Raw genomic sequence first — 24,318 nt, forward strand, 5'->3', positions numbered from 1 at the left:
ACGGGTGAATGAGCCAAGGTGACAGCCGCCCGCCCTCCGACGACTCCCCGCCGACGGCGACGGTTCGGTCGGGCGGTGAGTCCCGCGAGGCCGACGAGGACGGCTCGGAGGACTCGCTTCTCACGCGGTTCCGCACGGCCCAGACGGGCCCCCTGATGTTCGTCCGCGAACTGCTGACGAGCGTCGTCGCCGTCCTCCTCGTCGGACTCCTGTTGTTCTCTATCAGCGGCGTCTGGCCCCCGATGGTCGCCGTCGAGAGCGGCAGCATGGAGCCGCACATGGAGAAGGGCGACCTCATCTTCATCACCGAACCCGGACGGTTCGCCCCCGACGCCGCTCGCGACGAGACGGGCGTCGTGACCTACGAAGACGGCGAAGCCGCCGACTACCGCACCTTCGGGTCCTTCGGCTCGGTCGTCGTCTACGACAATCCCGAGCGGTTCGGGCCACCCATCATCCACCGCGCTCGCTTCTGGGTCGACGACGGGGAGAACTGGTACGACCAGGCCAATCCGGACTACATCCGCGCCGATAACTGCCAACAGCTCCTGAACTGCCCGGCCCCGCACGCGGGATTCATCACGAAGGGTGACGCCAACGCCGAGTACGACCAGGCCAACGGCATCAGTTCACCCGTCCGACCCGAGTGGGTGCAGGGCGTCGCTCGTGTCCGGATTCCGTATCTCGGCTGGGTCCGCCTCGGCTTCTCCGGCGCGGCGTTCGCGACGCCGCCGGCCGGTGGTGTGGAGATGGCGGCCGGATCGTCGGTCGCTGTCGCCGACGCGACCGCAGGTTCGACGCCAGCGAACGCGACCACGGTTTCGACAACAGCCCCAGCCAACGCGACAGCTGTCGGCGTATAGACGGTCGTACCGCTCAGGTGACGGAGTCTGGTGAACGGCGGCAACCCCCTCTCTTTCGAGTGGAACTCACTCACAAACAGTAGCCAACTTCGCTTGTGAGACGGTGTCGTTTCGAGTGGAAACAGTGGCGTTGTGGCGGCATTGCGGCAGGACAGTCAAAAGTTCGGTGAGTGGAGAGGGACGGAACAGAGTTCAGTGAGCGGTGGACGGAACAGTGACTTCCGACGAGCACCCGATGACGGTGACCGCACCGATAGCCGCTCAGTTGTCGAACCGCGCCTGCACGAACGGCTGGGCGTCCTCGATGTTGCCGAGTCGGGAGTCCGAGAGGAGGACGGCCTCGGTCTCGTCGATGGGGACCGAGAGGCTGATCTCCTTGGTACGGCCGTACCGACCCTTGCTGACGACGACGGCGTTGACGATGCCGAGCATGTCGAGTTCGCTGATGAGGTCGGTGACGCGTCGCTGGGTGAGGATGTCGGCGTCGATCTCCTCGCAGAGCCGTTTGTAGATGTTGAACACCTCGCCGGTGTTGATGTTGTGGACGCCGTTCTTCTCGAGGAGGATGATAGAGAAGAGGACGATCTTGCTCTGGGTCGGGAGCGTCCGGACCACCTCGACGACGCGGTCGAGTTCGATCTTGTCCTGGGCCTGTCGGACGTGGGTCTCCTCGACGGTGTCGGCCTGACTGCGCTCGGCGAGTTCGCCCGCGGTTCTGAGCAGGTCGAGCGCGCGCCGGGCGTCCCCGTGTTCCTGTGCGGCGAACGCGGCACACAGTGGGATGACGTCCTCGGTGAGCGCGTCGGTCTTGAACGCGATGTCCGCGCGGTGTTGGAGGATATCTCGGAGCTGGTTGGCGTCGTACGGCGGGAAGACGATCTCCTCTTCGCCGAGACTCGACTTCACGCGCGGGTCGAGGAAGTCGGTGAACTTCAGGTCGTTCGAGATGCCCATGATGGAGATGCGCGAGTTGTCGAGTTCGGAGTTCATCCGCGAGAGGTTGTAGAGCGTGTCGTCGCCGGACTTCTCGACGAGTTTGTCGATCTCGTCGAGCATGATGACGACCACGCGCTCGTTGTAGTCGACGGCCTCGAAGAAGGTGGAGTAGACGCGGTCGGTCGGCCACCCGGTCATCGGGACGGTCTCCATGTCGCTGCGGTCCCGTTCCAGTTCGGAGATGCGGTCGTCGACGGCGTCGAGGTCGGCGAAATCCGTGTCGTCGAGGCGGCCGGGATCGTCGCGTGCGGCCGACCGCAGGCTCCGAAGCGAGTCGAGTTCGTCGTCGATGACCTGGTGGTTCTTCTCGATGAACTTGTTCGCGAGTTGGGCGAGCACGCGGTACTGCGTGTCGGTCACCTCGCAGTTGATGTACTCGACCTCACACGGGACGTCGTACTTCTGGGACGTCGATTCGAGTTCCTGACTGACGAACTTCGCACTCGCCGTCTTGCCGGTCCCCGTCTTCCCGTAGATGAGGATGTTCGACGGCGTCTCCCCCCGGAGTGCCGAGACGAGGATGGTCGCCATCTGGTTGATCTGGTCCGTTCTGTGCGGGAGTTCGTGTGGCGTGTACGACGGTCGGAGGACCTCTTTGTTCTCGAAGATCGGCTCGCCGGAGAGCAGATCGTCGAAGAGTCCCTTGCTGTCGCCGGCAGTGTCGTCGAGAACGACTTCGTCGAGGTCGACGGTCGACGGCGTGTCCGTCGGTGATGCGTCCGCCACCGACGAACCCGTCAGGTCCGTCGCTGGCGTGTCTGTCGAATCAGTCGCCGGCGTCTCTGGTGGATCAGTCGCCGACACGTCTACTGAATCCGTCGCCGACAGGTCTACCGAGTCCATCGGTGTCGTGTCGTCGTCAGCTTCCTGAACCGAGTCGAGTCGGTCCGTCGACTCGCTCGCCTCGTCGTCCGTGGTCTGTTGGTCCGTCGGCTCAGCCGGCTCGTCCGGTTCGGCCGCCTCGTCGTCCGCGTCGATGTGTGTGTCTTCTCTGTTCATGGAACCCCCCTGTTTCGAGTGGAGCACGCAGCGCGCCGACCGTCTACAGCCGTGAAGGGCCGGATATCGAGAGGAAATCGGCGTCTCCGGTCGGACGGCGTGTCCAGTTGATGCAGACGAACCAGACGAACAGGTGGTACAAAAAGATTCTCCCTCTGAACGACGAGTCGGACCAGAGGCCCGGTGAACGGGGCGAAACGCCACAGTTTCAGGTGCAGACGATGTCGGTGTCTCGCTCCCTCAACGATGACGAACTCTTGTCACGAGTGGGACTAGCCCCCCACCCCTTCGTTTCGGGTGGAGAGCCGTGTGAGAGGGGGTGGGGGTCTCGGGATGGCCTCCTAGAATGGCGAAGGCTTATTACAATCGTGCTAAAACAGAACCCGTACTGCAAGACAAAGAGATACATCTAGGGGAGAGTTGTTTGGTAAGAAACACGAGAACGGCCCAGCGACAGCCGACTACCCACCCCTTCGGGGGGTTCCACCCGAAACGAGGGGGTGGGGGGTGGTCGGCCGACCCCCTGCCATTCGTGTGGGGCTCTCTCACGGCAACCTAGAACACCGTCCGACGACACCACCTCGGCTCATCCGACCGATGCAGACCCCCCTCGTCGCCCAAAACACCACGGAACAGACACTTCTCACGGAGCCCTTGGTGACACACCTCCGACAACACTGGATTTACCGAGAGTTGGCGGCTATACAGCTGTCTGGTCGCTGCTCCTGACGACACGTGTCCCGGCGGGCGGTTTTCTTCGACACACGTATCTAGTGGATGAAGGATGTCTGACGCAGTGTTTAAGTAAGCGCGGTAACGCTATACCCGCATACGCCCCTCCACGGTAAACCGGTTACACGTGAGGAGCGGGAGGATAGGATGGGACTGCTCACAGAACTTAGAGACAGTATTACACGGGTCACCGAAGGACTGTTCTCGGCCAGCGAACCGAAGCGGATCGGTATCTATGGGCCGCCGAACGCCGGAAAGACGACCCTCGCAAACCGTATCGCCCGCGACTGGACCGGTGACGCCGTCGGCCCGGAGAGTCACATTCCACACGAAACGCGCCGTGCTCGCCGGAAGGAGAACGTCACTATCGAACGCAACGGCCGTTCGGTCACCATCGACGTCGTCGACACCCCCGGTGTGACGACCAAGGTCGACTACAACGAGTTCCTCGACCACGACATGGAGAAAGACGACGCCATCCGGCGCTCGCGCGAGGCCACCGAAGGCGTCGCCGAGGCCATGCACTGGCTCCGCGAGGACGTCGACGGCGTCATCTACGTGCTCGACTCCTCGACCGACCCGTTCACGCAGGTGAACACGATGCTCATCGGCATCATCGAGAGCCAGGACCTGCCCGTCTTGATCCTCGCCAACAAGGTCGACCTGGAGGATTCGAACATCCAGCGTATCGCCAACGCCTTCCCGCAGCACGAGACGATTCCGCTCTCGGCACTCGAGGGCGACAACATGGACGAGGTCTACGACAAGATCGCGGAGTACTTCGGGTGAGTTCCGATGGCTGAAACGACACCAGACACCGACGGGGTCCAGATCGACCTCATCAGCGGCGCGCGCATGGACGGCCTGCGCAGCATGGAGAAGATCCGGCTCATCCTCGACACCGTCCGCGACGGCAACATCGTCATCCTCGAAGAGGGCCTGTCGCCCGACGAGGAATCGAAGCTCATCGAGGTCACGATGACCGAGATCAGCCCCGACGAGTTCAACGGGATCGAGATCGAGACCTATCCGAAGTCACAGACCGCCGACCAGAGCTTCCTCGGGCGGCTGATGGGCAAAGAGTCGACGAAGAAACTGACCGTCATCGGTCCCGCGAACCAGATCGAGACGCTCCACAAGGACGAGAACCTCATCAGCGCGCTCGTCTCCCGGAAATAGTCGATGCCACACCAGTGTACGAACTGCGGGAAGACGTTCGACGACGGCTCGAAGCAGATGCTCTCGGGCTGTCCCGAATGCGGCGGCAACAAGTTCCAGTTCCAACCGAGCAGCGCGGCTCGTTCGGCCGCTGACGCCGGTGACTCCGCCGACGCACCCGACTCGGCGGCCTCGCCACAGCCGGTCGACCCGTCACCAGCCACGGACGACGAGTCGGAAGACCGCGGCGGGGTCGCCGAGACGGCCGCGAAAGCTCGCTCCTCCGTCCGCGAATGGGTCGGCAACAGAACAGGTAGCAGTGACGAGACGGCTACTGCCGACACCGGCAGTGACGCCGGCGAGACTGCGACGACCGATACCGACGTGTCGTTCCCGGCGGACGAGCCGACCCCAGCCGACGAGCCGACCCCAGCCGACGAACCGACCCCAGCGGACGACCCGACGACGGACAGGTCGTCTCCCGCGAATAAGTCGACGACGGACCCGTCCTCGCAGGCGTCGGAATCCCAACCTCCCGCTGCCGACGAGACCGAAGACCACGCCCAGGCGAGCGCGCGGAGCGACGTCGTGACCCCCGAGGAACTCTCGGCCGCACGCGACGAGGCAGAGGAGGCGGCAGCCCGGCAGCCTCCCGCGGACGAGGCCGACGGCACCGTCATCGAGCCGAGTTCGGACGACAGGCCGGACCTCTCGGAGCTACGCGAGGAGCTGAACGACCAGTTCGAGAGCATCAAGATCCTCTCACCCGGTCAGTACGAACTCAATCTGATGGAACTGTACGACCGCGACGAGTACATCATCTCGCTGCGTGAGGACGGCCGGTACGTCATCGAAGTCGCCGACAGTTGGAAAGGCGACGACGACGACCGCTGACCGCCCCTTCACTCTCGTAATCGCCGACTGTTTCCTTTGCTTTCGTCGTCACCGATTGTTCCCATTGCCCTCACAGTCGTCGACTGCCGTCCCCACCACAGATTGAAGGGTTTAAGCGGACCGGTGCAGACCGTGACACCATGAGCCAAGCGACCAAGATCGTGCTCGGAACCGTCGGCGTGTCTGGAATCATCGGTATCCTCATCCTGTTCGGTATCGTCTTCGCCTGATGTTCGAGACACGGTCGCTCCCCGAGGACCTCGAGGCGGTGCGGGCGGCCCACGCCCCCGACTGTCTCGTCCTCGACGCAGCGGCCGATTTCGAGACGATCCCACCGGCGGCCGCCGAGGATCTCGGTCTCGTCGTCGACTCGCTCGACCCGGCGAGCTATCCGGCCGAGTGGTTACCCGACGACGCCCCGGTCCTGCTCGCGCGCTACGCCGGGGGAGACTTCACCATCGGGATGCCGGGCGACGGCACCGTCGTCTGGACGCGCCAGACCGTCCCGCCGACAGTCATCGCCAAGAAGCGCGCGGAGGGGACGCCCGAGGACTTCCTCGATTTCCTCTTCGCGGAGGCGTTCGTCCAGATCGGTCTCGACGCACCCGAACATTTTCTGCCGTTCTTCGGGGAGCAGTACCGCGCCCTCGACGCGGCCGTCCCGCTCGGTCCGGCCGACGTCTATCAAATCGCCGCCGCGCTCTACGAGGCGTGGCTGGGCCTACAGACCCGCGAGACGTTCGCCGCGTGGGACGACGACTCGCCGCGGCTCCACGCCGCCTGGGTCGATGCGGGCGAGCGTCTGGAGGGGCGACTCGCCGACCTGCCGGGAGCCGTCGCTCGCGGCGAGACCGACTTCGCCGACGCGACGGAGTTCGCCTGCTCGGCGGTCAAACACGGTCTTGACCTCCCCGCGCCGTTCTCGGCACTCGATACGGCTGCGTACGCCGAATACGGCCCGAGCTACGCGGTTCGGTGGGCCGAGAAGACGTTCGAGCAGTTGGTCGACGACTGAGTCGTCGCCAGCGGCGTCGTTTCTTTGCCTTTCGACTCTTCCCCCCGAGGCTCGTCGTTACCCGTCGTAGCTGACGCTGCCGTCTTGGTCGAGCGTGACGACGCCGTCGAATAGCTCGCGGAAGCGGTCGACGGTCGCGTCGTCGTGGACCTCGTTCGAGAGGTGGAACAGGCCGACGGCGTCGTGTTCCTTCAGCAGTTCGATGAGCTGTTCCGTCGCGTCGAGCGCGCGGTCGACGTCGGCGTAGTAGGCCATCTCGGTGACGGAGTCGACGCTGACACGGATCTTTCCGTCGTGGGTTTCGAGGAAGTCGCGCGTCTGAGCGACGATGCCGTCGAAGTCGTCGGGCGAGGAGACGTAGTGGACGTTCGGCGAACCGCGCCGCGAGTAGCCGCGTTCGACCGAGAGCGTGTCGAGGATGACGGCGCGGGACTCGTCGACGTCGTAGTATTCGAGTTTCTGCTCGACCTCACGGGCGGTCGTCCGTGTCGAGATGACGAAGAAGGCGTCGGTGTCGGTCTTGAAGAACTCGGTGTCGATGCGGTCGGTCTCGCCGATACTCGGGTGCAGAAGCAGTAGGCACGTTCCACCGGAAATCGTGTCCGGTGCGTTCTCGATGGCGAGGTCGTATTCCATAAGCGACCAATCACGCGAACGAACTTAAGAATACAGGCCGCGGCGGTGTTCTCGTCTCACACGGACGTGTCGGTGATGGGTACGGTAAAACACGTTGTCGCCAACGGAGACCCGGAACACGCTGCCGACGACGAGGATTCGAAATACGCTGTCGACGACAGGAGTTAGAACACGCTGTCGGCGGTCGCCGCGCCGATGACGCTGAAGACCGAGCCGATGGTCATCGCCTTCAGCGTGACGAACACCTGCGTCCGGAAGGTGATGTCGGCGGCCTCCATGTGGTTCGGGATGAGCGTCGCGGGCGCGTCGAACGACAAGGCCAGAATCAACACCGAGAGGTAGGAGACGAGCACGAGCGAGATGAACCGCAGCGGAATCCCGCCCACCTCGACCTCGCGGTCGGGGTCGCGGTCCTCGTCGGCCTTGTAGAGCGCGCCGTAGCCGATGGCGAGGACGAGCACGGCACTGATGATGGCTTGATACCACTCCATGCCGACCGCCAGCCCCCACACCTCGTCGGTGACGACGAACGGTCCCGCCAGTAGGAAGCCGCCGACGACCTGCTGGGCGGTGTCTGTGAGTTTGAATCGACGGTGTCTCCCGACGCGGACCATGCCCCTCTCTACGTCCGGTCGTGGTTAAAAGGCGTTCGCCGTGACGACGGCGGCCGACTGCCATCTCCACCTGGCTTCCTTCACTCCCCGTCAAACCGCTCCGAACCCGTTTTACCGCCCCCGACCGACCCTCCGGTATGAGCGTTCGCGACGAGTTCGACGCCTGGGCGGCCGACGGCCGCGACAAGGGCATGGAGGACCGCCACTGGCACACCGCCAAGCACGCACTGGCTCGGATGCCGGTCGAGGAGGGCGACGTCGTCCTCGACCTCGGCACCGGCAGCGGCTACGCGCTCCGCGCGCTTCGCGACACGAAGGGTGCGGGCCGCGGCTACGGGCTCGACGGCTCCCCCGAGATGGTCGGTAACGCACGCGGATACACGGAGGAGACGGACGTCGGCTTCCTCGTCGGCGACTTCGACGACCTGCCGTTCGCCGACGACAGCGTCGACCACGTCTGGTCGATGGAGGCGTTCTACTACGCCGCCGACCCCGAACACACGCTCTCGGAGATCGCTCGCGTGCTCAAGCCCGGCGGGACGTTCTTCTGTGCGGTCAACTACTACGAGGAGAACGTCCACTCCCACGAGTGGCAGGAGTTCATCGAGGTCGAGATGACCCGCTGGTCGGCCGCGGAGTACCGCGCGGCCTTCCGCGACGCTGGTTTCCACGTCGCCGAACAGGACAACATCCCCGACACGGACATCGACATCCCGCCCGCCAGTGCCTTCCCGACCGACGACTGGGAGACACGCGAGGACATGGTCGAACGCTATCGGACCTACGGCACGCTGCTCACGGTCGGCGTCGTCCCGTAAAAAGAGTCACACGAGCGAACCGGCAGTTCTCGTCGACCGAATCGGCCACTCTCGTCGACCGACCAAGCTGCTCCCGTCGACCGAACAGGCCGTCCCGTTCAGCCGAGGAACAGCCGGAGTGCCGGAGTCTGCTGGACGATATCCGTCTTCTCGATGATGCTGTCGAGCCCGAGCAGGCGGCCCGCACCGAACGCGCCCAGCCCGAACAGCAGCATCGCGTAGACGATGTGGCTGTCGATGATGAGGCCGTTCGCCAGCGGCAGGCTGGCCGCCCAGTAGAAGACCATCATCACCGCGCCCCACAGCGCCGCCCAGCGGACGAACGCGCCGACGAGCAGCGCGAGGCCGACGAGGGTCAGCCCCCAGGCGTTCAGCGGGTCGATGATGGCGACGTAGTTGTTCGCCAGCATCGGCCAGAACCCGGCGAACGGGTTACCCTGGGGAATCGCGTTCATGAGGAACCCCGCGGCGGTCCAGTCGGGGTTCAACACCTTCGTGATGCCCGCGTAGAAGAACGTCCAGCCCATCACGAGCCGGAGTCCGAGCAGAGCGTAGCCGAACCACTGCTCCGAGTAATCGAACTCCACGGTTCTCCCGAACAACTCGGCGTCCAACTGTCTCGTCGTCATTGGTGCTTCCTCCATTTGGGCGTAGGGCAGGAATGCCGTTATAACTGCAGCCCGGTTTTCACAGACTGGGATTCACGCCGGTCCGGCGTGTAAACTGCCAACTGCCGTTGGCTCCGAACGGCTAGCCGAGCCAGTGGACCGCGTCCGCGTCGAAGCCGACTTGGACGTCGGCCCCCTCGACATCGGTTACCTCGCTGTCGGCTGCCTCAACACCGACCACTTCGCTGTCGGCCGCCTCAACACCAGCCACCTCGCTGTCGGCCGCCTCGACATCGCCTGCTGCTACGCCGCCGGTCGTCCGGAGCAGCACCGACCGACCGTCCCAGTCGAGATGAACCCGTGTCGCCTCGCCGAGGAACTCCGTGCGCTCGACGGTCGCCGTGAAGCGGTTCTCCCCGCTGCCGACCCGCAGCTGCTCGGGTCGGACGCAGAAGGTGACGGCGTCGCCAACGGCGGGTGGCTCCGCGGGGTCGACGCCGAGTCTAACCGTCTCGCCGCCGACGTTGACACGGACGGCCGACCCCTCTGTTTCGTCTGGAGAAACTGATAACTCGGTCACTGTTCCTTCGAAGACGTTGTTGTCGCCGACGAACTCGGCGACGAACCGGGTCTCCGGCCGGTGATAGACGTCCCGCGGCGTGCCGACCTGTTCGACCCGTCCGTCGTGCATGACGGCGACACGGTCGGAGACGGCGAGTGCCTCCTCCTGGTCGTGGGTGACGTAGAGCGTCGTGATTCCCAACTCCGACTGGATCTCCTTGACCTGCAGCCGCAGCCGCTCGCGCAACTGGGCGTCGAGCGCGCTCATCGGTTCGTCGAGAAGCAGGAGCCGCGGACCCGGTGCGAGCGCGCGGGCGAGTGCGACCCGTTGCTGTTGGCCGCCCGAGAGCTGCCCCGGCTCGCGGTCGCCCATGCCGTCGAGGTCGACGAGGTCCAAGAGATGTTCGACGCGCTCGGCCTTCGACTCGTCGCCCGGCGGGTCTGAGAACCGCAGGCCGTAGCCGACGTTTTCGGCGACGCTCATGTGCGGGAACAGCGCGTAGTTCTGGAAGACGACGCCGACCCCCCGCGCTTCGGGTGGAACTCCCGAGACGTCCTCGTCGTCGAAGCGGACGCGTCCCTCGGTGGGCGACTCGAAGCCAGCGACGAGTCGGAGTGTCGTCGTCTTGCCGCAGCCGGAGGGACCGACGAGCGTGAAGAACTCGCCGTCGGCGACGTCGAGGTCGACGTCGCGCAGCGCGGTCGTCTCGCCGTAGCGTTTCGACACCGCATCGAGGTGAATCTCGGACATGGTCAGACAGTCTCCCTCCGGCGTTCAGACATCGCCCCACCGACCTCCGTAGCGTTCGATGACGACGAAACTCAGACTCGTGACGAGGAGCAGCACACAGCCCATCGCCGTCGCTGGGCCGAGACGGCGACCGAGGAAGCGTTCGACGGCGACGGGCATCGTGTAGCTGCCCGACCCGGAGGCCAATATCACCGTCGCATCGAACTCGCCGATGCTGATGGCGAAGGCGAAGGCCGCCCCGGCGACGACGCCCGCCCACACCAGCGGCAACTCGACGTCCCAGAGTGCCCGCGTCCGCGACGCGCCGAGGCTCCGGGCCGACTCGACGAGCCGCGAGTCCAAACTGCCGAGCAGCGGCGCGACGTTGCGCGTGACGAAGGGATACGCGGCGACGGCGTGGGCGGCGACGACGGCGACCGTGCCCGTCACTTGAATCCGCGTCCCGCCGACTTCCAGCCCGAAGACCAGCCCTCTGAGCATCCCGAGACCGACGACGATGCCGCTCACCGCGAGCGGGGCCATCGCCAAGGCGTCGATGAGCTTCCGGCCGCGGAACCGTCGCGTCGTCAACACGGCCATGACGACGCCCATCGGCAGCGCGACTGCGAGCGACCCGAACGCGTAGACCAGCGAGTTCCGAATCGCGGGCAACGGCTTGACTTGGTAGCTCGCACCCGTCGCCTGTCGCTGGAGGAGAAACTCGTAGTGTCGGAGCGTCAGCCCGCCGTTCGGCCCGGTCACGCTCGCGAGCACCATGCTCGCGATCGGCCCGACGAAGACGACGAGGATGACGAGACCGTAGCCGACGACGGCGAGGCGGGTCCCCACCTCTCGGAGCGACGCCACAAGCGACGAGCGCGACGACCCCGACAGCGGGCCGGGCAGCAGCGACCGTCGCGGCTGGGTGTGTGCCCCTTCGCCGGCGGCCGTCTGTCGCCCCTCGTAGCGGAGGTAGGCGTAGGTCAGCCCGAGGGAGATGGCCGTCTCGACCGCCGCCAGCGCGGCGGCTTCGGCGTAGTTCAACTCCCCGACGAGCTTGTAGATCCAGACTTCCACCGTCGCCAACTGGAAGCCGCCGAGCGCGAGGACGATGGGGAAGGAGGCGAAGGTGAAGACGAACGTCAGCGTCGCGCCGACGAGTATCGCGGGCAGCAGCTGTGGTACCACCACGTCGCGAAACGCTCGGAACGGGCTCGCGCCGAGGCTGCGGGCCGTCTCGACGGTCCGGGCGTCGACGCTCTCCCACGCCGCGGTCGTCACGCGCGTCACGAGCGGCGCGTTGTAGAACGCGTGGGCGACGACGATGGCCTCCAGGGTGTAGAGCAGTTCGACCGGCCCGAGACCGACGGCGGCGAGCGCGGCGTTGAGCGTTCCGTTCCGGCCGAACATGGCGACGAAGCCGATGGCGACCATGATGGATGGCATGACGAACGGGAGGATGGTCAGCGAGCGCAGCGTCTCTCGGCCCCGGAACTCGAAGCGTGAGAGTATCCACGCGCCCGGCAGGCCGAGTGCGACGCTGGCGACCGTCGACAGCGCGGCCTGTTTGGCGGTGAACCAGAGGATGTCGACGAGGTAGAACCGGTCGGAGAGCACGTCGAGGAGCGGCGCGGCCGAGAGCGCGCCGTCGACGAGCACCGCGTCGGCGAAGACCGTCGCGATGGGATAGTAGAAGAGGACGAGCAGGACGACCGCAGTCACTCCGGCGACGAGCGTCAGCGCGCGTCGCTCGGCGTGGTCGCGGGCGGCTGCCAGCAGCCCCCCCGGCCCCGTCGGCCGCGCCGATTCGTTCCGTGACTCGTCCGTCACGGCGTCACTTGCTCGCGAACTGTCGCGCCCACGCGTCGGTCCACTCGGTGAGGTTGCCCTTCAGTTCCTCGTAGGTGAACGTGACGGGCTCTTCGGGCTGGCGGGCGTACTGCGCGAACGACTCCGGCAACTCGGCCGTCGTCGTCGCCGGGAACTGGACGTTGCGGACGGCGATCTCGGCTTGGACCTCCGGGCGGAGCACGAAGTCCATGAACTGGTTTGCGAGTTCGACGCGCTCGCTCGCGGCGAAGCGCGCCATCCCCTCGGGGTTGGCGTAGCCCTGCCCGTTCAGGAACCGGATCTGGTGTTCGCTGAGATCCTCGCCCTCGGCGTTGGCGTAGACCTGGTCGGTGGAGTAGGAGACGACCATCGGGGCCTCGCCGTTGGAGTACGCGGCGTAGGCGTCGGACCACGTCCCGAGGACGCGCACGTCGTTGTCCTGTAACCGCCGCCAGTAGTCGAGATAGCCGTCCTCGCCCTTCGCCTTGATCGTGTGGAGGAGGAAGGCCCGCCCGGTCGTGCTCGACGTGGGGTTCTGGGCGATGAGGCCGCCCGAGAACTCCGGGTCGAGGAGACCGTCGAAGGTCTCGGGAGCCGTGGCTTGGTTCTCGTCGTAGACCAGAGAGATGTAGCCCGTGTCGTACGGGACCGCCCGGTTCTGCGGGTCGAACTCCAGGCCCGACTTCACCTCGTCGCGTCGTGAGAGCGCGCCGGACTCGACGGGCGCGAAGAGCGGCTCGTCCAGCCGCTCGTCGAGGCGGATGAGCGTGTTGGTGTCGAGTCCGACGTAGAGGTCCGCGCCCGGTTCGACGCCCTGCAGCTGCCGCTCGATGAAGTAGTTGAGGTCGTTCTCGGGCGTCTGCCACTCGATGGTCGCGTCCGTCTCGGCCTCGAACTGCTCTTTCAGCCACGGGCCGGGGCTGGAACTCGGGGCGTCGACGAAGGCACTGTAGGTGGCGACCGTCAGCGTCTCTCCACCGTCGCCTCCACCCGTCGTCGTCCCCGTCGGCTCCGCCGTCGTCCCGGTGTTCTCGGCCGTCCCGTCGCCGGAACTGCCGTCTTGCTGTGCCGTACAGCCCGCGACGAGCGCGGCCGCGCCGAGACCTGTCGACCGCAGGAACGTCCGTCGTCTCATTACCCCGTGATTGTACCGAGTGATACTTAGGCGGCGTGGTTGGGAAGCGTGGTCGGACCGACCCGTCACGCGCCGCTTCGCTCCGACTGTTTCCGTCGAACCGGACAGTCTGTCCGGGGGAACCGTTTTTGCCCCACGTCTCCACCAGGAGGTGTGAAAGCCTCCCGGCAGTACGTCCTCGGCGGATTGGTCGTCTTCACGGCAGTCGTCGCTGCGGCGCTCCTCTCGGGCGTTCTCGGGACGGTCTTCTTCGCTATCACTGTCGCCTACCTCCTGTTGCCGCTCCGTCACCAGCTGACCGCTCGGGGACTGTCGCCCCGGGTGGCCAGCCTGCTCGCGACGCTCGCGGCGTTTCTCGCCACCGTCGTCCTCGCCACCCCGCTGGTCGTCATCCTCGCCGTCCGGCTCGACGGCGTCATCGCCGTCCTCGAATCGGTCCCCGACGAGATACTCGTCGAACTGTTCGGGTTCACCTACAGCGTCACGCTCGACGAGGTGTCGGCCGTCCTCGTCGGCTTCGGACGGTCGGTCGCGCGGACCGTCGCGACGGCCGCGCCCGTGCTCCTGATCAAGCTGATGCTGTTCGGGCTGCTCGTCTACTCGCTCGTCTACCACCAGGCCGAGGCACGCGCGGCCATGCTCGCGCTCGTCCCGGCGGAGTACCACGACGTCGCCGAGGCACTCGACCGCCGGACGCGCGAGACGCTCTTCGCCATCTACGTCCTCCAGGCGGCGACCGCAGTCGGGACGTTCCTCATCGCGCTCCCGATCTTCTTCCTGCTCGGCTACGACTTCCCGCTCACGCTCGCGACCATCGCGGCCGTCCTCCAGTTCATCCCCGTCGTCGGCCCGAGCGTCCTGCTCGCGGTGCTCGCGGGCTGGCATGTCGTCGTCGGCGATATCGTCCAAGCCATCCTCGTCTTCGTCGCCGGCGGGGTGCTCATCGCCTCGCTCCCCGACCTCCTCATCCGACCGCGGCTGGCGCGTGAGACCGCGAACCTCCCGGGGAGTCTCTACTTCATCGGCTTCGTCGGCGGCGTGTTGAGCCTCGGACCCATCGGCTTCATCGCCGGGCCGCTCGCCGTCGCGCTCGTCGTCGAGCTGACGAACCTGCTGGCGGCCGAACTCGACCCGGCGCAGTCGGCACCATCGGCACCGTCGACACCGACGACACCGACGGAACCCGACGCCGGAACGGGGTCGGAGTCCACGGAGACGACGGAGTGACTTACGCCTCGCGCTCGACCGGGCCGCCGCGCTCTTGCCACTCGGTCAGGCTGCCCTCGTAGAACGCGACGTGCTCGTAGCCGAGCTGTCGGAGGACGACGTAGGTGTGGCTGATACGGCGGGCCGTGTTGCAGTAGAGGACGACCTCCTTGTCGGGTGTGATTCCGCGGTCGGCGAGGATGGATTCGAGTTCCGCACGTGGCTTCAGTCCGCGCGAGTCGTCGTCGACGAGTTCGAGCCAGTCGAGTTGGACCGCGCCGGGGACGTGGCTCTCCGCGTACTCCTCCGGCTCGCGGGTGTCGACGATGACGACGTCGTCTCCGGCTCCGTCGCCTGCCGCGTCGGCGTCGGCGACGCGGTCGACGGCGTCCAACACGTACTCGTAGCCGACGAGCGGCGAGTGCTCGGGGTCGCGGACCGCGTACTCCGACTCGGGAAACTCCCGAGCCTCGCGTTCGACCTCGTGTTCGCGGCTCCAGGCACTGAAGTCGCCGTTCAGGAGATGGAGGTCGCGGTGGCCGTAGAGTTCGGCGGTGACGAGGAAGCGCGCGGCGAAGACCCCGTGGGTATCGTCGTAGGCGACGATGGTGTCGTCCTCGTCGATACCGGCCTCGTTCATCAGGTCGGTCCAGACAGCAGTCCCAGGAAGCATCCCCTCGTCGCCGACGTCGCTGCGGAAGGAGTCGAACGGGATACTGACCGCGCCGGGGACGTGGCCGATGCCGTCGAACTCCCAGGCGTCGCGGACGTCGACGACGCGGACGTCGTCGAGATGGTCGGCCAGCCAGTCGGCCGACACGACGAGGTTCTCGTACATACTCCCGGCTACTCCACGGTCGGCCTTAGCGTTCGGGCTTTCGACACCACGAGCCAGCTGTCGGAGATAGCGGCAAAATTGTGCGCTATCGCTCGCGTCGCTGTGGTATCCGTTCGTGTCGTTTATCCCTGAACCGAGCCAGCGAGTCCCGAACGCTGCCGTCGACAACGATGCGGCAACATTGACCGGGAGTCGGCAGGTGAGGCGAACTATGCCCTGGCTAATGGGCTTATACGGCCTTGTGCTGTATGTGTGGCTGCAATGTCTGATTACGCCAACGACGTCCTCGTCACCGCGGAGTGGGTCGAGGACCATCTCGACGAGTTCCAGAGCGACGACTCCGGCTACCGGCTGGTAGAAGTCGACGTGGACACCGAGGCCTACGAGGAGAGCCACGCGCCCGGTGCCATCGGCTTCAACTGGGAGACACAGCTGCAGGACCAGGACACCCGTGACATCCTCTCGAAGGAGGACTTCGAGGATCTCCTCGGCTCTCACGGTATCAGTGACGACGACACCGTCGTCCTCTACGGCGACAACTCCAACTGGTTCGCCGCCTACACCTACTGGCAGTTCAAGTACTACGGCCACGACGAAGTCAAGCTGCTCGACGGCGGTCGCGACTACTGGCTCGACAACGACTATCCGACCACGGACGAGGTCCCGGAGTTCTCGGCGACCGACTACACCGCACGCGGTCCGTTCGAGGACATCCGTGCCTACCGCGACGACGTCGAGAAGGCCATCGACCGCGGCATTCCGCTGGTCGACGTCCGCTCGCCCGAGGAGTTCTCCGGCGAGATCCTCGCACCCCCGGGCCTGCAGGAGACCGCCCAGCGCGGCGGCCACGTCCCCGGCGCGAAGAACATCTCGTGGGCCGCAGTCACGAACGACGACGGGACGTTCAAGTCCTTCGACGAGCTGCAGGAACTCTACGCAGACGAAGGCATCACCGGCGACAACAGCGTCGTCGCCTACTGCCGCATCGGCGAGCGCTCGTCGGTCGCCTGGTTCGCGCTGCACGAACTGCTCGGCTACGACTCGGCCGTGAACTACGACGGCTCGTGGACGGAGTGGGGCAACCTCGTCGGCGCGCCCATCGAGAAGGGCAACTAACTCGTCGAGTCGCGGATTCTGTCTTTTTCTCTCACCCGCGAGCGACAGCTCCGGCCTCCCCGGAGCCATCCAACCTCAGCCGCCCAGCACGAACGCCGCGATGCGCGGCGTCAGAAAGGCCTCGATGAACGAGGCGACGACGAACACGACGGCCAGTCCGACGAGCACCTCGAACGCCCGGCCGAGTTCGTCGCCCACGTCGGCCGCCGACAGCCGTCCGCGCAGGCCGTCGAAGCCGACACGGCCGAGATGGAGTCCGAGTCCTCCAGCGACTGCCAATGCCGGCAACTCGATGACGCCGTGCGGAGCCACGAGCGCGAGGAACGCGAGTCGGTCGAACAGCCCCGCGAGCGCGCCGATGAGGACGCCGTTGAACACGACCGAGGCGACCGTCGGCACGCCCAGCGCGAGACCGCCGTAGCTGCCGCCCGCGGCGACGAGCCAGTTGTTGGCCGCGATGTTGAGGAACGGGCCGACTGCGATGGTCCCGAAGACCCCCGCGACATCACCCGGCGGGTCGAACGCGACACCGTAGGGTGCGGTCAGGAACCAGCCGACGGCGACGCTTCCGGCCAACAGCACGGCCGACAGCAGGTTCGCGGTCGGATGGCCGACGACGAACGCGCCGAGCGCGCGCCAGCCGCGACCGAGACCGACTCCGACGCGCTCGCGGACCGACGGCCGACTGTCGGCACCGGTAGCACCTGTGGGGTCTTCCCACTCTTCGCGCGCCGTCTCACCATCCGTAGCTGCGTCTACGGCCGTGTCGCCACGCTCGCCAGCGTAGAGTGCCATCTGGAAGCCGCCGAGCACCGGGCCGACGACGAGCGGCGTTCCGGCGGCGACGAGCTGTGGCGTTCCGACGACGTTGGCCAGCCCCGCGGCCGTCGCGAACGCGAGTCCGACGCCGAGGCTGACGACGACGTAGCCGAGGAAGTCCAGCGGGTTGCGCCGGATGAATCCGAGACTCGCCCGGACGCTCCCGAGGACGCCCACGTCGTCGACGACGACGGCCGGGCCGACGAACGACAGCCCGAGCCAGACGACGAGGAGGAAGACGAAGGCGAGCCCACCGACGACGACGCCGACGAGGATGCCTGCAACGCCGCCGGCGGCGGCACCGAGACCCACGCCCAGCGCGAGCAGCCCGCCGCCGACGAGGAAGACGCCCGCACGCAGCAGCGTCAGACCGAGGAACGTTCGCCAACGGCTCATGCCGGCGACGCCCTCGGTCAGCGGTGCTCGCCCGTCGAAGGCGGCGTGGAGTGCCGAGAGGGTCGCTGCGGTCGTGACGCTCTGCAGCACCACGAAGAGCACCACGGAGGCGAGGACCCCCAAGCCGAGGATGGCGAAGACGGTCGGCGACGCCAGATTGGCGAGCGCGTCGGTCAACTCCGGCGGGAGCGATTGGGGGCTCGCCGGATCGAGCTGGTCGGGTTCGATGCTGTCGGCGGCGCGGACGAGGGCTTCGAGTCTGCCGTCGACCCGGAGGAGACCGACGACGACGCCGAGTGCGGCGAGAAACGGGACCCGTCCCGCGACGGCCGCGCCGGTCGTCAACAGGTAAAACGGGAGGACGTTCCATGCGTAGCGGACGGGGAGGGCGACCCCGAAGCGGAGGGCGGAGGCGAGTGTCACAGTTGTCTCCCTCTCGTGGCAGCCGCCTATCTCTTTCCCCCGGCTCCCAGCTCTCGGCGAATCCCACCCGTGCCGATGGCTACAAGCGACCGGCGGGAGTACGCCGGTGTATGAACGCATCCGCCTTCGCCGAGACGCTTCGCGACGACCACGAGACCGCCCTCTCCCGACTCGGTTCCTCGAAAGCCCTCTACGCGCTCACCGGCGGCGAGATGGACGCCCCGAACGTCCGACGGGCCGCCCACGACGAGGCGACCACCGCCGCCCGCGTCTTCGCCGAGTGGGCCGACAGCGAGGACGACGCAGCCGCTGCCGACGTCTTCGCCGACGTCGCCGCCGACGCCGAGTCTCACCTCGATGCCATCGGTGCCGACGCCGGTGACCCGGACGCGACACGGCCGCTCTACGAGACGCTCGAGGGCTTCGACGACACGCACGCCCGCCTCGGCGGCCTCGTCGGCCGGACGCTCGCGACCAAGAAGACCGCAGAACAGCTCGTCGGCTTCTTCGTCGGCGACGCCGACCCCCAGTCGGCCTCGACGTTCCGCGGGCTGCGCGACGACTACGACGACCATCTGGACGCCGCGCTCGCCGCACTCGACGACGCCTGCGAGACCGACGAGGAGTGGGACGCAGCCAAAGCCGCCGCTGACGCCACTATCGAGGCTGCCTACGGCCACTACGTCGAGACGTTGGAAAGCATGGGCGTGAAGCCGAAGAACGTCTGCTGAACGACCTTTTTCTACGTCGGGTCGCCTTCGGCGACCGCTCCTTGAAAAAGCTCGGCCAAAAAAGCCGCAAAGCTCGGCCTGACGGCCTCGTTTGCGGTACAACACGGGATCCGACTTCCGCATCCGCACCGCGACCGCACCGGCTTCCGCACCGCGACCGCAACGCACGACGACGCACGGCTCACTCCGCACCGCCACCGCGACACGGCTACTCACAATTCAGTGAATGAATAGTTCCACTCGAAACAGGGGGGTTGTCGCGCTTTCGTCGCTCGGTTTCCGGTGCTCTGCTCAGACGCCGGGGACCGTCTTGCGGTACTCTTTGACCGAGTTTCGGGCGTCGCGGACGAGTTCTTCGGCCTCGCCGTCGAGGTCGCCGGCGAGTTCGTAGAGCGCGTTCATATGGCGGTCGAGGCGGCCGTGGTCCGGGTCGGCGTCGCGGACCGCCAGCGTCGCCAGCTGCTCGGACTGCTCGTGCAGCCGTTTCTGTGTTTCCTCGTCGACGTGTTCGGCGGCCTGTCGGAGAGTGTCGCTCGCTGTCTGGAGTTCTTCGCGTGGCATAGTGGCCACTACAGCACCCAGAAGGAAAGTGGTTCGTCGCTGGCGAGGTTCGCCGCGGTCTGTGACAGTCGGCCGTGAGGACAGTCCGGCGAAACGACCCGTGAGTGCCGCTCTGCCTTCGGCCGACGTGCGTCCGTTCGCGCGGTGACTCGCACAAGCGAGCGGGTCAAGTGGTTCCGGTTCCAACGTCGGTCAACGTGAGCGACACAGACTCCGGGCCGCTCTCTCCGGACCGACCGGGGGCCGCCCGCCCCTTCCGCGTCGACGCGCCGTTCGACCCTGCCGGCGACCAGCCCGAAGCCATCGAGCAGTTGGCGCGGGGCTACGCCGACGGGATGCAGAAACAGACGCTGCTCGGCGTGACGGGGTCGGGAAAGACCAACACCGTCTCGTGGACCATCGAAGAGGTCCAACAGCCGACGCTCGTCCTCGCACACAACAAGACGCTCGCCGCGCAACTGTACGAAGAATTTAGAAACCTCTTCCCGGACAACGCGGTCGAGTACTTCGTCTCCTACTACGACTACTACCAGCCGGAGGCCTACGTCGAACAGACGGACACCTACATCGACAAGGATATGTCGATAAACGAAGAAATCGACCGACTCCGCCACTCCGCGACTCGGTCGCTGCTCACCCGCGACGACGTCATCGTCGTCGCGAGCGTCTCGGCTATCTACGGTCTCGGTGACCCGACCAACTACGTCGACATGGCGATGGAACTCGAAGTCGGCGAGGACGTCGGCCGCGACGAGCTGCTCGCGCGGCTCGTCGACCTCAACTACGAGCGCAACGACGTCGACTTCCAGCAGGGCACCTTCCGCGTGCGCGGCGACACGGTCGAGGTGTTCCCGATGTACGGCCGCTACGCCGTCCGCATCGAGTTCTGGGGCGACGAGATCGACCGGATGATGAAGATCGACACGCTCCAAGGCGAGGTCAAATCCGAAGAGCCAGCGGTCCTCATCCACCCCGCAGAGCACTACTCCATCCCCGAAGACCAACTCGAACAGGCCTGCCAGGAGATCGAGGAACTCATGGAGGACCGCGTGCGCTACTTCGAGCGACAGGGCGACCTCGTCGCCGCCCAGCGGATCGAGGAGCGGACGACGTTCGACCTGGAGATGCTCAGAGAGACGGGCTACTGCTCGGGCATCGAGAACTACTCGGTCCATATGTCCGACCGCGAATCCGGCGAGGCTCCCTACACTCTCTTGGACTACTTCCCCGACGACTTCCTCACCGTCGTCGACGAGTCTCACGTCACGCTCCCGCAGATCAAGGGCCAGTTCGCGGGCGACAAGTCCCGGAAGGACTCGCTCGTCGAGAACGGCTTTCGGCTGCCGACGGCGTACGACAACCGCCCCCTGACGTTCGAGGAGTTCCAAGAGAAGACGGATAAGACGCTCTACGTCTCGGCGACGCCGGGCGACTACGAGCGCGAGGAGTCCGAGCAGATCGTCGAGCAGATTGTTAGACCAACGCACCTCGTCGACCCGAAGGTCGAGATTTCGGAGGCGACGGGGCAGGTCGACGACCTGATGGCCCGCATCGACGAGCGCGTCGAACGCGACGAGCGCGTGCTCGTCACCACCCTGACCAAGCGGATGGCCGAGGACCTGACGGAGTACTTCGAGGAGGCCGGCGTCGACGTGGCCTACATGCACGACGAGACCGACACGTTGGAACGCCACGAACTCATCCGGAGCTTGCGACTCGGCGACATCGACGTCCTCGTCGGCATCAACCTCCTCCGTGAGGGGCTGGACATCCCCGAGGTGTCGCTCGTCGCCATCCTCGACGCCGACCAGCAGGGGTTCCTGCGGTCGGAGACGACGCTCATCCAGACGATGGGCCGCGCGGCCCGCAACGTCAACGGCGAGGTCGTCCTCTATGCCGACGAGACGACGGACGCGATGGCCTCGGCCATCGACGAGACCCAGCGTCGCCGACAGATTCAGACCGAGTTCAACGAGGAACACGGCTACACGCCCGAGACCATCCAGAAAGAGGTGGGCGAGATGAGCCTCCCCGGCAGCAAGACCGACACCGCCGACACCTCCGTCGACGACATCGAGACCGAGGAGGAGGCGGAGGCGAAGGTCGAACTCCTCGAAGACCGGATGAACGAGGCCGCCAGCAATCTGGAGTTCGAACTCGCGGCCGACATCCGCGACCGGATTCGCGAGTTACAGCAGGAGTTCGACCTGAACGCGGCCGACCTCGGCATCGAACCCGAGGCGGAGCCGGAGTTTTAATTCGTGGTCACCTTCGCTGCCGGCGGCTTGCTCCGTCGTGACGACGGCGCGCTCTGTGTCGTCCACCGGCCGCGTTACGACGACTGGTCGCTGCCGAAAGGAAAGCTCGAAGACGGCGAGACGCTGGTCGAGACCGCGGTTCGCGAGGTCCGTGAGGAGACCGGTTGCACGGTCGACTGCGGCCGATATGCCGGTCGGTACCAGTACGACGCAGGGAGCCAAGGGACCAAAGGGGTCTTCATCTGGCATATGGACGTCGCCGACGAGCGAGCCGTCGACCCCGACGACGAGGTCGACGACCGTGCGTGGCTGACGCCCGAGGCCGCGCTCGACCGACTGACGTACGAGAACGAACGCGGACTCGTCGCGCGGGCGTTCGTGGACTGAGTCGTTTTGCAAAAACCCGGCAAAAACGCCGTTTTGCCGGCAATCGTTGTGTGATTCCGCATCACATGGCCCGGGCTAATACCAAGACTTTTTACTACGGAGTGGAACCTCCGTGTACGACCGTGACCCGCGACTCGGCGGACGAGTGCGACGGCCACGACTGTCACCGCTCCTGTTCTCTCGGAAATTCTGCCCGATTGATCATCCGAGAGACCGTGGTGAGAGCACGTGTGTGGTTCGCCTCCGCTGGTGCACCGGTAAACGGCTCGACTTCTGCACTGCACTCTCTCGCGTCGAGTGCAGCCGACAACTGAGCATCACTAGAACCACAACCATGAGTTCTCACCGCTACAGTCACGTTCAGAAGGCGTTCCTGAAGTATCAACACGTGTTCGTCCTGCTCGCGCCGGTGCTGTTCGTCGTAGGTGTGTTCTTCGCGGCACCGACACCAGCAGACGTGGGCACGAACTACTGGCTCGAATTCTGGTGGCTCTTCCCGGCGTTCCTGCTCGGGGCGACCATCGTCAACACCGTGGGAATCAGTGGGTCGGCGCTGTTCGTGCCGTTCCTCATCTTCATCTTCCCGGTGTTCTCCGAGCCACTCGGCCCGGCGACCATCGTGAAGGTCGGCCTCATCAGCGAGGCGTTCGGCCTCTCCAGCTCTTCGGTCGCGTTCATCCAGTACGGTCTCGTCGACCGCCGACTGGCGTTGAGCATCGTCGCCGGTGCGGTGCCGTTCGTCGTCGCCGGCGCGCTGCTCTCGTTCGTCATCCCCGAGGTCATCTTCCACGCGCTGCTCGGCCTCGCGCTGCTCGCCGCGTCGTATCTGCTGTTCAAGACCGACCTCAGCCACGGTGAGTCGAGCGGTGACGAAGACGCAGTCGCCGCCGACGGCGGCGTCGCCGCCAACCTCCCGGACGACGCCGGCAAACTCGGTCCCGCGGGCGTCCGCACGGACGAGGACGGGACGGTCACCCGCGTCGACCGTGAGGGCGGTGATTACGAGTACACCCGCCAGGGCTACCTCAAGCGGTTCGCCAACTACAGCATCGGTGGGACGTTCCAAGGGCTCGCCGGCTTCGGTGCAGGCGAACTCGGCATCATCTCGATGCTCTCGACGAAGGTTCCCGTCCGCGTCGCTATCGGCACGAACCACATCGTCGTCGCGCTCACGGCCATCCTGGCCTCGCTCGTCCACGTCTTCGGCGGCGGCCTCGTCGGTGGCCACTCGCTGAGCCTTGCCTCGACGCCGTGGAACATGGTCGTCTTCACCGTCCCCGCGACGGTCATCGGCGGCCAGATCGCGCCGTACGTCTCGAACGCACTCGACACGGACACGCTCAAGAACTTCGTCGGCGTCCTGTTCGCCGTCATCTCGCTCGCGCTGTTCCTGATGGCCGCCGGTATCGCGTAACGGCGCGGTTCCGCGGTTCCGCGGTTCACTCCGACGTTTTTCGAAGACTGTCCGACGAGCGTTGTCACCCGTTGCACCGAAACTGTCTTTCGGCCGGTGGCCGACCGTCGGGCCGTCGAATGAACACCTCCGAACTGATTCAGGCCCTCATCCTGTTTCTCGTCGCTGTCAACGTCCTCCAAGGCCCGTCGACGGGCATGAACGGTACTGTCGAGACCGCAATCGGACTGCTCTGTATCGCCATCCTCTGGCTCGTCCCGGTCTATCTCGTGGTCGAGACCGTCACCCACGTGACGAGCGACTGAGCCACAACCGCGACAGCCGACGCCGTCGCCGTTCCGTCGGCTGCCCCCTCCATCACCCGCGACTCCTGTCACGCCGAGCACCGCCGCCACGTCGTCGGCCGGGCTGCCACACAAAACAAGTTCAATTGTACTACTGAAACCAGCGTTGGAAAAATTTATCCCGGTCGGACCGAACAGTTCGGACCACGCCCGACCGACGGATCTGCCGCGTCGACGGCTGAGACCCGTCATCTCCCGTGAGTGGCGACGCTGTCGACGCCGACGGTCCGGGTCGG

General features: G+C 65.9%; 24 protein-coding genes. 14 read left to right on the forward strand and 10 right to left on the reverse strand.

All coding sequences use genetic code 11. The annotated features are described in order from the left end of the window. Window positions 1–155 precede the first annotated feature (155 nt). Window positions 156–863 carry a S26 family signal peptidase gene (locus tag BLR57_RS00475; RefSeq protein ID WP_089695411.1) on the forward strand — a complete coding sequence of 236 codons (708 nt, stop codon included), beginning with the start codon at window positions 156–158 and terminating at the stop codon, window positions 861–863. Between the two features lie 261 nt (window positions 864–1,124). Here the strand turns inward: BLR57_RS00475 and BLR57_RS00480 are convergent, their stop codons facing one another. Further along, window positions 1,125–2,858: a Cdc6/Cdc18 family protein gene (locus BLR57_RS00480; protein WP_394327560.1), complete on the reverse strand. Its 1,734-nt coding sequence runs from the start codon at window positions 2,856–2,858 to the stop codon at window positions 1,125–1,127. Window positions 2,859–3,737: 879 nt separating this feature from the next. On the opposite strand from BLR57_RS00480, the gene BLR57_RS00490 reads away from it, so the two are divergent. From BLR57_RS00490 to BLR57_RS00505, 5 genes are all read left to right on the forward strand, one after another. Continuing rightward, entirely contained in the window at window positions 3,738–4,379 is a 642-nt protein-coding gene (locus BLR57_RS00490) for an Era-like GTP-binding protein (RefSeq protein ID WP_089693061.1), read from the forward strand. 6 nt (window positions 4,380–4,385) lie between these two features. After that, entirely contained in the window at window positions 4,386–4,769 is a 384-nt protein-coding gene (locus BLR57_RS00495; protein WP_089693063.1) for a DUF2073 domain-containing protein, read from the forward strand. Window positions 4,770–4,772: 3 nt separating this feature from the next. Next, window positions 4,773–5,642: an OapC/ArvC family zinc-ribbon domain-containing protein gene (locus BLR57_RS00500; protein WP_089693065.1), complete on the forward strand. Its 870-nt coding sequence runs from the start codon at window positions 4,773–4,775 to the stop codon at window positions 5,640–5,642. 140 nt (window positions 5,643–5,782) lie between these two features. After that, window positions 5,783–5,872, forward strand: a complete 90-nt coding sequence (locus BLR57_RS20005) for a hypothetical protein (protein WP_449271663.1) — start codon at window positions 5,783–5,785, stop codon at window positions 5,870–5,872. After that, window positions 5,872–6,657, forward strand: coding sequence for a DUF7089 family protein (locus tag BLR57_RS00505; protein WP_089693067.1), 786 nt, complete (start codon window positions 5,872–5,874; stop codon window positions 6,655–6,657). Before BLR57_RS20005 ends, BLR57_RS00505 begins: the two co-directional genes overlap by 1 nt. 57 nt (window positions 6,658–6,714) lie before the next feature. On the opposite strand, the gene BLR57_RS00510 is transcribed toward BLR57_RS00505, so the two are convergent. Next, entirely contained in the window at window positions 6,715–7,293 is a 579-nt protein-coding gene (locus tag BLR57_RS00510) for a DUF7090 family protein (protein WP_089693069.1), read from the reverse strand. Window positions 7,294–7,457: 164 nt separating this feature from the next. Further along, window positions 7,458–7,907: a DUF2391 family protein gene (locus BLR57_RS00515; protein ID WP_089693071.1), complete on the reverse strand. Its 450-nt coding sequence runs from the start codon at window positions 7,905–7,907 to the stop codon at window positions 7,458–7,460. A gap of 137 nt (window positions 7,908–8,044) precedes the next feature. Here BLR57_RS00515 and BLR57_RS00520 point away from each other — a divergent pair, with 137 nt between their 5' ends. Further along, window positions 8,045–8,725 carry a class I SAM-dependent methyltransferase gene (locus BLR57_RS00520; RefSeq protein WP_089693072.1) on the forward strand — a complete coding sequence of 227 codons (681 nt, stop codon included), beginning with the start codon at window positions 8,045–8,047 and terminating at the stop codon, window positions 8,723–8,725. A gap of 98 nt (window positions 8,726–8,823) precedes the next feature. Here the strand turns inward: BLR57_RS00520 and BLR57_RS00525 are convergent, their stop codons facing one another. The 4 genes from BLR57_RS00525 to BLR57_RS00540 all read right to left on the reverse strand — a co-directional run bounded on the left by BLR57_RS00525 (window position 8,824) and on the right by BLR57_RS00540 (window position 13,589). Beyond that, on the reverse strand, window positions 8,824–9,369 hold the full coding sequence (locus tag BLR57_RS00525; RefSeq protein WP_244509867.1) for a DoxX family protein: 546 nt from the start codon (window positions 9,367–9,369) through the stop codon (window positions 8,824–8,826). Between the two features lie 106 nt (window positions 9,370–9,475). Continuing rightward, window positions 9,476–10,645 carry an ABC transporter ATP-binding protein gene (locus BLR57_RS00530; RefSeq protein ID WP_089693075.1) on the reverse strand — a complete coding sequence of 390 codons (1,170 nt, stop codon included), beginning with the start codon at window positions 10,643–10,645 and terminating at the stop codon, window positions 9,476–9,478. Window positions 10,646–10,669: 24 nt separating this feature from the next. Beyond that, entirely contained in the window at window positions 10,670–12,403 is a 1,734-nt protein-coding gene (locus BLR57_RS00535) for an ABC transporter permease (protein WP_211603161.1), read from the reverse strand. Window positions 12,404–12,458: 55 nt separating this feature from the next. Then, entirely contained in the window at window positions 12,459–13,589 is a 1,131-nt protein-coding gene (locus tag BLR57_RS00540) for a thiamine ABC transporter substrate-binding protein (protein ID WP_089693079.1), read from the reverse strand. A 153-nt stretch (window positions 13,590–13,742) separates the two neighbouring features. Between BLR57_RS00540 and BLR57_RS00545 the strand changes: the two genes are divergently transcribed. Continuing rightward, a complete protein-coding gene (locus tag BLR57_RS00545; protein WP_089693081.1) occupies window positions 13,743–14,816 on the forward strand; it encodes an AI-2E family transporter in 1,074 nt (357 codons plus the stop codon). Between the two features lies 1 nt (window position 14,817). Here BLR57_RS00545 and BLR57_RS00550 read toward each other — a convergent pair whose 3' ends face one another. Next, a complete protein-coding gene (locus tag BLR57_RS00550; RefSeq protein ID WP_089693083.1) occupies window positions 14,818–15,633 on the reverse strand; it encodes a sulfurtransferase in 816 nt (271 codons plus the stop codon). Window positions 15,634–15,894: 261 nt separating this feature from the next. On the opposite strand from BLR57_RS00550, the gene BLR57_RS00555 reads away from it, so the two are divergent. Next, window positions 15,895–16,749 carry a sulfurtransferase gene (locus BLR57_RS00555; protein ID WP_089693085.1) on the forward strand — a complete coding sequence of 285 codons (855 nt, stop codon included), beginning with the start codon at window positions 15,895–15,897 and terminating at the stop codon, window positions 16,747–16,749. Window positions 16,750–16,824: 75 nt separating this feature from the next. Here the strand turns inward: BLR57_RS00555 and BLR57_RS00560 are convergent, their stop codons facing one another. Next, a complete protein-coding gene (locus tag BLR57_RS00560; protein ID WP_089693087.1) occupies window positions 16,825–18,387 on the reverse strand; it encodes a stage II sporulation protein M in 1,563 nt (520 codons plus the stop codon). A 110-nt stretch (window positions 18,388–18,497) separates the two neighbouring features. On the opposite strand from BLR57_RS00560, the gene BLR57_RS00565 reads away from it, so the two are divergent. Continuing rightward, complete coding sequence (locus tag BLR57_RS00565; protein WP_089693089.1) at window positions 18,498–19,118, forward strand: transcription antitermination protein; 621 nt, start codon at window positions 18,498–18,500, stop codon at window positions 19,116–19,118. A gap of 291 nt (window positions 19,119–19,409) precedes the next feature. Here BLR57_RS00565 and BLR57_RS00570 read toward each other — a convergent pair whose 3' ends face one another. After that, a complete protein-coding gene (locus BLR57_RS00570; protein WP_089693091.1) occupies window positions 19,410–19,679 on the reverse strand; it encodes a DUF7553 family protein in 270 nt (89 codons plus the stop codon). Window positions 19,680–19,876: 197 nt separating this feature from the next. On the opposite strand from BLR57_RS00570, the gene uvrB reads away from it, so the two are divergent. The 4 genes from uvrB (at window position 19,877) to BLR57_RS00590 (ending at window position 24,043) form a co-directional block, all read left to right on the forward strand. Beyond that, window positions 19,877–21,937, forward strand: a complete 2,061-nt coding sequence (gene uvrB / locus BLR57_RS00575; RefSeq protein ID WP_089693093.1) for an excinuclease ABC subunit UvrB — start codon at window positions 19,877–19,879, stop codon at window positions 21,935–21,937. Window positions 21,938–21,940: 3 nt separating this feature from the next. Next, window positions 21,941–22,324 carry an NUDIX hydrolase gene (locus tag BLR57_RS00580; RefSeq protein WP_089693096.1) on the forward strand — a complete coding sequence of 128 codons (384 nt, stop codon included), beginning with the start codon at window positions 21,941–21,943 and terminating at the stop codon, window positions 22,322–22,324. Between the two features lie 334 nt (window positions 22,325–22,658). Next, the gene (locus tag BLR57_RS00585; protein ID WP_089693098.1) at window positions 22,659–23,738 is read left to right on the forward strand and encodes a sulfite exporter TauE/SafE family protein; all 1,080 of its coding nucleotides are present in this window, start codon (window positions 22,659–22,661) and stop codon (window positions 23,736–23,738) included. 119 nt (window positions 23,739–23,857) lie between these two features. Next, window positions 23,858–24,043, forward strand: coding sequence for a hypothetical protein (locus BLR57_RS00590; protein ID WP_089693099.1), 186 nt, complete (start codon window positions 23,858–23,860; stop codon window positions 24,041–24,043). The last annotated feature ends 275 nt before the right edge of the window (window positions 24,044–24,318 follow it).

Source organism: Halogranum gelatinilyticum (assembly GCF_900103715.1).
Taxonomy (GTDB): domain Archaea; phylum Halobacteriota; class Halobacteria; order Halobacteriales; family Haloferacaceae; genus Halogranum; species Halogranum gelatinilyticum.

Coding starts and splice junctions, on each gene's coding strand:
- BLR57_RS00530 (WP_089693075.1), bottom strand. CDS start 10,645: ATGTCCGAGATTCACCTCGATGCGGTGTCGAAACGCTACGGCGAGACG.
- BLR57_RS00555 (WP_089693085.1), top strand. CDS start 15,895: ATGTCTGATTACGCCAACGACGTCCTCGTCACCGCGGAGTGGGTCGAG.
- BLR57_RS00520 (WP_089693072.1), top strand. CDS start 8,045: ATGAGCGTTCGCGACGAGTTCGACGCCTGGGCGGCCGACGGCCGCGAC.
- BLR57_RS00475 (WP_089695411.1), top strand. CDS start 156: ATGTTCGTCCGCGAACTGCTGACGAGCGTCGTCGCCGTCCTCCTCGTC.
- BLR57_RS00515 (WP_089693071.1), bottom strand. CDS start 7,907: ATGGTCCGCGTCGGGAGACACCGTCGATTCAAACTCACAGACACCGCC.
- BLR57_RS00570 (WP_089693091.1), bottom strand. CDS start 19,679: ATGCCACGCGAAGAACTCCAGACAGCGAGCGACACTCTCCGACAGGCC.
- BLR57_RS00590 (WP_089693099.1), top strand. CDS start 23,858: ATGAACACCTCCGAACTGATTCAGGCCCTCATCCTGTTTCTCGTCGCT.
- BLR57_RS00525 (WP_244509867.1), bottom strand. CDS start 9,369: ATGGAGGAAGCACCAATGACGACGAGACAGTTGGACGCCGAGTTGTTC.
- BLR57_RS00505 (WP_089693067.1), top strand. CDS start 5,872: ATGTTCGAGACACGGTCGCTCCCCGAGGACCTCGAGGCGGTGCGGGCG.
- BLR57_RS00510 (WP_089693069.1), bottom strand. CDS start 7,293: ATGGAATACGACCTCGCCATCGAGAACGCACCGGACACGATTTCCGGT.
- BLR57_RS00480 (WP_394327560.1), bottom strand. CDS start 2,858: ATGAACAGAGAAGACACACACATCGACGCGGACGACGAGGCGGCCGAA.
- BLR57_RS00490 (WP_089693061.1), top strand. CDS start 3,738: ATGGGACTGCTCACAGAACTTAGAGACAGTATTACACGGGTCACCGAA.
- BLR57_RS00550 (WP_089693083.1), bottom strand. CDS start 15,633: ATGTACGAGAACCTCGTCGTGTCGGCCGACTGGCTGGCCGACCATCTC.
- BLR57_RS00495 (WP_089693063.1), top strand. CDS start 4,386: ATGGCTGAAACGACACCAGACACCGACGGGGTCCAGATCGACCTCATC.
- BLR57_RS20005 (WP_449271663.1), top strand. CDS start 5,783: ATGAGCCAAGCGACCAAGATCGTGCTCGGAACCGTCGGCGTGTCTGGA.
- BLR57_RS00585 (WP_089693098.1), top strand. CDS start 22,659: ATGAGTTCTCACCGCTACAGTCACGTTCAGAAGGCGTTCCTGAAGTAT.
- BLR57_RS00500 (WP_089693065.1), top strand. CDS start 4,773: ATGCCACACCAGTGTACGAACTGCGGGAAGACGTTCGACGACGGCTCG.
- BLR57_RS00540 (WP_089693079.1), bottom strand. CDS start 13,589: ATGAGACGACGGACGTTCCTGCGGTCGACAGGTCTCGGCGCGGCCGCG.
- BLR57_RS00565 (WP_089693089.1), top strand. CDS start 18,498: ATGAACGCATCCGCCTTCGCCGAGACGCTTCGCGACGACCACGAGACC.